Annotated in this window: 8 protein-coding genes; 3 read left to right on the top strand and 5 right to left on the bottom strand. The window is 37.5% G+C overall.

The features are described from left to right. The first annotated feature begins 296 nt into the window (after window positions 1-296). A complete protein-coding gene (locus AC1DG9_RS21165; protein ID WP_172660600.1) occupies window positions 297-947 on the top strand; it encodes an ankyrin repeat domain-containing protein in 651 nt (216 codons plus the stop codon). A gap of 21 nt (window positions 948-968) precedes the next feature. Here the strand turns inward: AC1DG9_RS21165 and AC1DG9_RS21160 are convergent, their stop codons facing one another. The 3 genes from AC1DG9_RS21160 to pyrF form a co-directional block, all read right to left on the bottom strand. Then, entirely contained in the window at window positions 969-1,190 is a 222-nt protein-coding gene (locus AC1DG9_RS21160) for a PspC domain-containing protein (RefSeq protein WP_048904402.1), read from the bottom strand. Window positions 1,191-1,366: 176 nt separating this feature from the next. After that, window positions 1,367-2,263, bottom strand: coding sequence for a DMT family transporter (locus AC1DG9_RS21155; protein WP_172660601.1), 897 nt, complete (start codon window positions 2,261-2,263; stop codon window positions 1,367-1,369). After that, a complete protein-coding gene (gene pyrF / locus AC1DG9_RS21150) occupies window positions 2,260-3,090 on the bottom strand; it encodes an orotidine-5'-phosphate decarboxylase (protein ID WP_337715312.1) in 831 nt (276 codons plus the stop codon). The genes AC1DG9_RS21155 and pyrF overlap by 4 nt, the downstream gene beginning before the upstream one ends. A gap of 272 nt (window positions 3,091-3,362) precedes the next feature. On the opposite strand from pyrF, the gene rho reads away from it, so the two are divergent. Together rho and pssA are read left to right on the top strand one after the other, a co-directional pair. Then, entirely contained in the window at window positions 3,363-5,060 is a 1,698-nt protein-coding gene (rho, locus tag AC1DG9_RS21145) for a transcription termination factor Rho (protein ID WP_172660603.1), read from the top strand. 3 nt (window positions 5,061-5,063) lie between these two features. Next, complete coding sequence (gene pssA / locus AC1DG9_RS21140; protein ID WP_172660604.1) at window positions 5,064-5,750, top strand: CDP-diacylglycerol--serine O-phosphatidyltransferase; 687 nt, start codon at window positions 5,064-5,066, stop codon at window positions 5,748-5,750. Here pssA and AC1DG9_RS21135 read toward each other — a convergent pair. Together AC1DG9_RS21135 and folK are read right to left on the bottom strand one after the other, a co-directional pair. Continuing rightward, window positions 5,747-6,124 carry a histidine phosphotransferase gene (locus AC1DG9_RS21135; protein ID WP_048904397.1) on the bottom strand — a complete coding sequence of 126 codons (378 nt, stop codon included), beginning with the start codon at window positions 6,122-6,124 and terminating at the stop codon, window positions 5,747-5,749. The genes pssA and AC1DG9_RS21135 overlap by 4 nt on opposite strands. 16 nt (window positions 6,125-6,140) lie before the next feature. Next, a partial coding sequence (gene folK, locus AC1DG9_RS21130; protein WP_477635189.1) for a 2-amino-4-hydroxy-6-hydroxymethyldihydropteridine diphosphokinase occupies window positions 6,141-6,559 on the bottom strand: 419 nt, incomplete at its 5' end.

Below are 6,559 nucleotides of genomic sequence, written 5' to 3'. Positions count from 1 at the left end.
TTACAAATACCGCTAAACATCGTCTAATTCAACAAATTTATTCAATGTAAAAACGTTTATTTCTTCAAAAACTTTTACAAAACAAGTATCTTCTTAAAATAAGTTCCTCGAGTATTTTAAACCTTCTCGCTTAATTAAAGTCATAGATACAAAGCGTTTAAGTTTTGATTTTTTAGATATAGTTTTGTTTTAGGGTGATCCCGTTTAGTATTCCGCTAGGCGGGATTCTTTTTTAGATAAAACATTTTTAGCTAAGTTTGTTAATTTTATTAAGCATTTTTAATTTAAATTTAACAATGGACATTGCTCATCTTGAAAGTTTAATCGAAGCCGATAAGAAACAAGAGATATCAGATCTTTTAACCAAACAGCCGCAGCTTGCCAGTCAAAAAACAAGCCACGGGATATCCCCTGCATTATTGGCATGCTATTACAGAAAACCTGGAATTGCCTTATTAATTGCAAGTTTTGTGGCAAACCTTACCATATTTGAAGCCTGCGCACTAGGCAAATATGAGCTTACTACCAAATTGGTTGCTCAAAACCCGGATTCAGTAAATTCTTTATCGGCTGATGGCTTTACGCCTTTGGGTTTAGCCACTTATTTTGCCAATGAGGAGATATGCAAATTCCTGATAGAAAGCGGAGCAGATGTAAATATCCCTGCAAACAATGGCTTTAATGTATATCCTATACACTCGTCAGTAGCTATTAAAAGTTATAACATCACCAAGATGCTGATCGATGCCGGGGCAATAATAAACGTAAAACAACAAGCGGGTTTCACACCTCTTCATGCAGCTGCCCAACAGGGAGACATTGAAATAATTATTCTATTGCTAGAGCATAATGCTGAAGTAAACAGCAGAATGGAAGGGGGCAAACTACCTGCTGACCTGGCTGAGGAAAAGGGTTTCTCTGAGATCGCAGAAATTCTGCGGGTTTAGCTTTTAAAAGTTCAAGGTCGTCTATACGTCCCAAATACGCAGGCGAATCCTTTTGATATAGTGTCTTACATCTAGAACAAGTGCCGCCAGAATATAAAACACAATAGGAAAACCTACCGCTAAAAAGGAAGAGTAAATAAAGAACAGCCGGATTTTACTAATCGACATATTTAAACGCTCTGCAAGGTAAGTACACACCCCGAAACTTTGCTTTTCAAAAAAGGTAACAATGCGCTGGAACATATTATTTTTTTAAAATTTTAATTCCTATACCACAATTTAAGCATTTTTTTTGAGTACAGTAATATTTATTTAGTTGTAACAACGCCTGAGACGTAAAAGCATTGTGTGCTTTTATCCCGGAATTAAAATATTTAGCATTTATTAGTATATCCTGCTATTATTATTATCCCGCTAAATTATATTTTTTGCTTTTTATAATTTGTGATGAATACACCCAGGATAATTAAGATTGTAGCAATAATAATGTCAAACGTAACAATTTCATCAAGGATTAACCAACCTAAAAACAATGCAATAACGGTATTGAAATAAGAAAGTACAGACACTTCGGTAGCAGTAACCTTCTTTAAAGCATAATGGTAACAGAAATACCCAACTACAGATCCAAAAATGGCCAGATAACCTACCGCCATTAAGCTCTTTAAACTCCAGGTCGCTATATGTGTATCTCCAGAGAAAACAAATGCAAGTCCGAGCTGAATTATAGCGGAGAATACAAATTGATAAAACAGATCAAGAAATATATTATCTGTTTTAAGGGTATATTTTTTAGTGTAAATAGTTCCTGAGGCCCAACCGGTAACCGCAAAACATAAAAACATAATCCCTGTTTTATAGTTAGGGTCTAACAGATCACCTAAACCTGCCCTAAAAATAAAAGCTACTCCCAAAAAGCCAATAATTACACCTGCAAAGCCTTTTAAACTGGGTCTTTGTAAACCAAACAATACACTTCCCAGAAACACAACCAATGGGCTCAGCGCATTAATCAGCGATGTTAATCCGCTAGGTATGGTTTCTTCTGCTACAGTAGTCATTCCATTAGCAACAACAATCATTAAAACAGATACCAGCAACTGCCTTCTCAAATAAGGCCAGCTTTTCCATTTCAATTCATTTTTGCTCAGCAGTATCCCCATCAAAATTAAGGACGCAAATCCTTGTCTTATTGCGGCAACAAACCAGGCAGGGATGGTTTCCACTGCAACACGAATCCCAAGGTATGTTGTTCCCCAAACAACAGCAACACCTATTAAAGCAAATATTAGTTTAAAATCCGTTTTAGCGGTCATATCAATTTCGCAGATAACAATATCTGCTCCATCTCTTTTTGTACACTTATGGCTTCTTCCCTTGCTTTTTCAGCAAAGTCTTCGCCTTTGCTTGCATATATGATAGCTCTTGCAGAATTTACGAGTAGGCCACATTCTTTATTTAAGCCATAATTACAAACATCGGCAAGGCTGCCCCCCTGTGCACCAATACCCGGTACCAATAAGAAATTATCGGGAGCGAGTCTCCTTATATTTTCAAATTCAGAACCCCGTGTAGCACCTACAACATACATCAACTGTTCACTACCTGCCCACTGAGATGAAATTCGAATCACTTCTTCATACAATTTACCATCCGGCGTTTCATGCAACTGAAAGTCGCTATGACCTGCATTTGATGTTAAGGCCAAAAGGATTACCCACTTATCTTTATATTCCAGAAACGGACCAACAGAATCCTTTCCCATATAAGGAGCAACGGTTATAGCATCAAAACTCATCTCAGACTTGGCCTCATTAAAAAAGGCATCTGCATACATGGCCGAAGTGTTCCCGATATCTCCTCTTTTTGCGTCAGCAATTGTAAAAATATCATTAGGAATATATTGCCATGTTTTAATTAAAGTTTCCCAACCCTTTAATCCCATCGACTCATAAAAAGCAGTGTTAGGTTTGTAAGCTACACACAGATCTTTAGTTGCGTCAATTATCTGCTTATTAAATTCTAACACAGGGTTTTCGTATTTTAATAAGTGTTTTGGGATATTTTCCAGAACCGGATCAAGGCCAACACATAAAAAAGATTTCTTACTTTTGATTTGTTCAAATAACTGCTTCTTATTCATCAGAGGGTAAATTTTGTGTGCAAAGATGCCAAATTTAACAGTGATTTAATGCCTATTTAAAAACTTTTGAATGAAATTATTTTAAACAATTTTAAGTTTTTCTTGGAGATTAGTTTACAAATACATACAATTGCAACATAATTCTCTAAAAGTTTATCTGATCATTCCAGAAAATCCAATAAAATTTTGTCTTCTACTATCTTTTATAGCCGTATTTTCTGCTCTGTTCAATTGGTAAATTCTATTTTTAAAAATTTCTCTACACCCATATAATGTTTAATAAAACAGAATTAAATGAAAAACTCACAGCCGAATTGCGTGAGATTGCAAAAACTCAAGGTATACTAAATGCTGATGAGTTACGTAAGGCTGAACTGGTTGAAATTATTGCACAAATAACAGAACAAGAAACAGGCGCTCCTGTAGCTGAGGTGACTGAGGTAGCAGCACCAGCTAAAATCAGTAAAGCGAAAACTGTAAAAGATACTGGTACTGCTGAAAAACCAACCCGTAAAAGAATCCGGATTCCTGCAAAGGAAGAAGAAGGCCCAACAACTAAACCTTTCAATAGGGCATCGTTGTTTGATCCGCTTCCCGGCTCGGAACAAAGGTATGCTGAGGAAGCTGCTGAAGAATTATCCGTTCCGGATGCTGAGCCTCAGATTGAAGCTACTGAAGCTCCTTCAGAGGTCGCCGAAACAGCTCAACCCGCTCCTGTAGTGGCGCCTATCCAAAACGTTCCTTCAGGCGAAAACAAAAAAGGCAATAAACCTCAAAGAGACGAGAACAGACCTAAAGGACCTAATACTGGCGGTCATCAAAAACAAAATGAGAATAGCTATTCAAATCTTGATTTTGATAATACCATCACCAACGAAGGTGTTCTGGAAATTATGCCTGATGGCTATGGCTTCCTTAGATCTGCTGATTACAATTATCTTTCATCTCCTGATGATATTTATGTATCTCAGTCGCAAATCAAACTATTTGGTTTAAAAACAGGTGATACGGTAAAAGGAAGCATCCGCCCTCCAAAAGAAGGCGAAAAGTATTTCCCCTTAGTAAGAGTAGAAACTATTAACGGACGCTTACCAGCTGATGTTAGGGACCGTGTTCCATTTGACTACCTTACTCCTTTGTTTCCTACTGAAAGGTTAAATCTTTTCACAGAAACCAACAACTACTCTACCAGGATCATTGACTTGTTTACCCCAATAGGTAAAGGGCAACGTGGTTTAATTGTAGCGCAGCCTAAAACAGGTAAAACCAATTTACTCAAAGAGGTAGCCAATGCAATTGCGAAAAATCACCCTGAGGTTTATTTGATCATATTACTGATAGATGAGCGGCCGGAAGAGGTTACTGATATGGCAAGAAGTGTAAGAGCTGAAGTTATTGCTTCAACTTTTGATGAGCCGGCAGAACGTCACGTTAAAATTGCCAACATCGTTTTAGAAAAAGCTAAACGTCTTGTAGAATGTGGTCATGATGTAGTAATCTTGCTAGACTCTATCACCAGGTTAGCCAGAGCTTATAACACAACTGCTCCTGCATCGGGTAAAATCCTTTCTGGTGGTGTTGATGCAAATGCATTACACAAACCGAAACGTTTCTTTGGTGCCGCACGTAACATAGAAAAAGGTGGCTCTTTAACCATCCTTGCAACTGCGTTAACAGATACCGGTTCTAAAATGGATGAGGTGATCTTCGAAGAATTTAAAGGTACCGGTAACATGGAGCTACAGTTAGATCGTAAACTATCTAACAAACGTATCTTCCCTGCTATCGATATTACTGCTTCGAGCACACGTAGAGATGACCTGTTACATGACAGAGACACTTTACAACGTGTATGGATCTTACGTAACCACCTGGCTGATATGAATGCTCAGGAAGCCATGGAATTTGTACAGGCACAAATAAAAGGCACAAAATCGAACGAAGAGTTTTTAATTTCGATGAATAGCTAATAAATGATAAAGAAGCATATCCCTAATGCAATTACCTGTGCAAATCTGTTCTCAGGCTGCATCGGAATAGTTTATGCTTTTAACGGAGCTCTGGAGACAGCAGCATATTTTGTGCTGCTGTCCGGAATCTTTGACTTCTTTGATGGCTTTGCAGCCAGATTATTAAACGTAAAATCAAACATCGGAAAAGATCTGGATTCTTTGGCCGACATGGTAAGCTTCGGTTTTCTGCCAGGAGTAGTAATGTACCAACTACTTTCGCAAAGCGACTATGCATCGCCTTACCTGCCTTATCTGGCCTTTATTATTACGGTATTCTCTGCATTAAGATTAGCCAAATTTAATAACGACACCAGGCAAACGGAAGATTTCATCGGTTTAAATACCCCAATGAATACTTTGTTTATAGTCTCCCTGCCGTTTATTCAAAAAGACTATCCCTCGGTTATCAATTCTACCTTACTGCTTATTGGATTAACGGCACTATTAAGCTGGCTACTGGTAAGTGAGATTAGAATCTTCTCTTTAAAATTCAGTTCAACGAGCTGGGCTCAGAATAAAATAAAGTATATTTTTCTGATCATATCAGCACTGCTACTGCCTTTTCTGAAATTTGCCGCTATTCCTTTTATACTGGTGTTGTATATCGGATTGTCAATTTTACATTTCAGACGTATTCCTGCAGCTTAAAGATCTTTTTCAAGATCCGCTTTTGCACGATCTAGTTGCTTATATAAGATTGGCACAAACTCAGCAATTTCAGCAAATGCCTGAGGCAATGCTTCTACATCAATAAGCTCGCGGGCATTATGTTCAATCATTTGCATGTGCAGTTTAGCATCTTCCCTTCCAATATAAGCAAAGGTAGGTTTCATTCTATGTGCACAGGTTGATACCAATGGCCAGTTTCTAGCGGCTACTGCACTTTCGAGCTCAGAAAGGTATACCGGCGTTTGAACTTTAAAAAGATCTATCATCTCTATGATAAACTCCGCATTATCTGCAGACATCTCTCTTAAGTAAGAAAGATCTAAAGGCTCATCATTTTTATTTACGTTAATCATTGGAACAAAAATATAATTAAATTTTAGATACAGATAAATTATCACGTAATCTTTCTAATACTTCGCGAACGGTTATTTTTAAACCCGGATGTATATAATCAGGAGCTATCTCAGCCAAAGGCTCTAAAACGAACTTTCTATATTGCATCTGAGGGTGAGGTATTTGTAATTCAGCTCCCATGTCTACCACAATGTCATCATAAAAAATGAGATCAATATCAATTAAACGAGAACCCCATTTTTCATGCCTAACCCTTCCAAGTTCAAGTTCAATTTCCAAAGCTTTATTTAGCACATCAATGGGTGTAAGTTTAGTTTTAACACCTAATGCGATATTTAAAAAAGAAGGCTGATCTTCATTTCCCCAGGCCTCAGTCTCGTAAACTGACGATCTTATAAACACCTCTCCTATTTCATTAGCAATTTGTTTAATGG

Source organism: Pedobacter sp. 05L430 (genome assembly GCF_056397585.1).
This window is presented reverse-complemented; position numbering and strand designations above follow the sequence as displayed.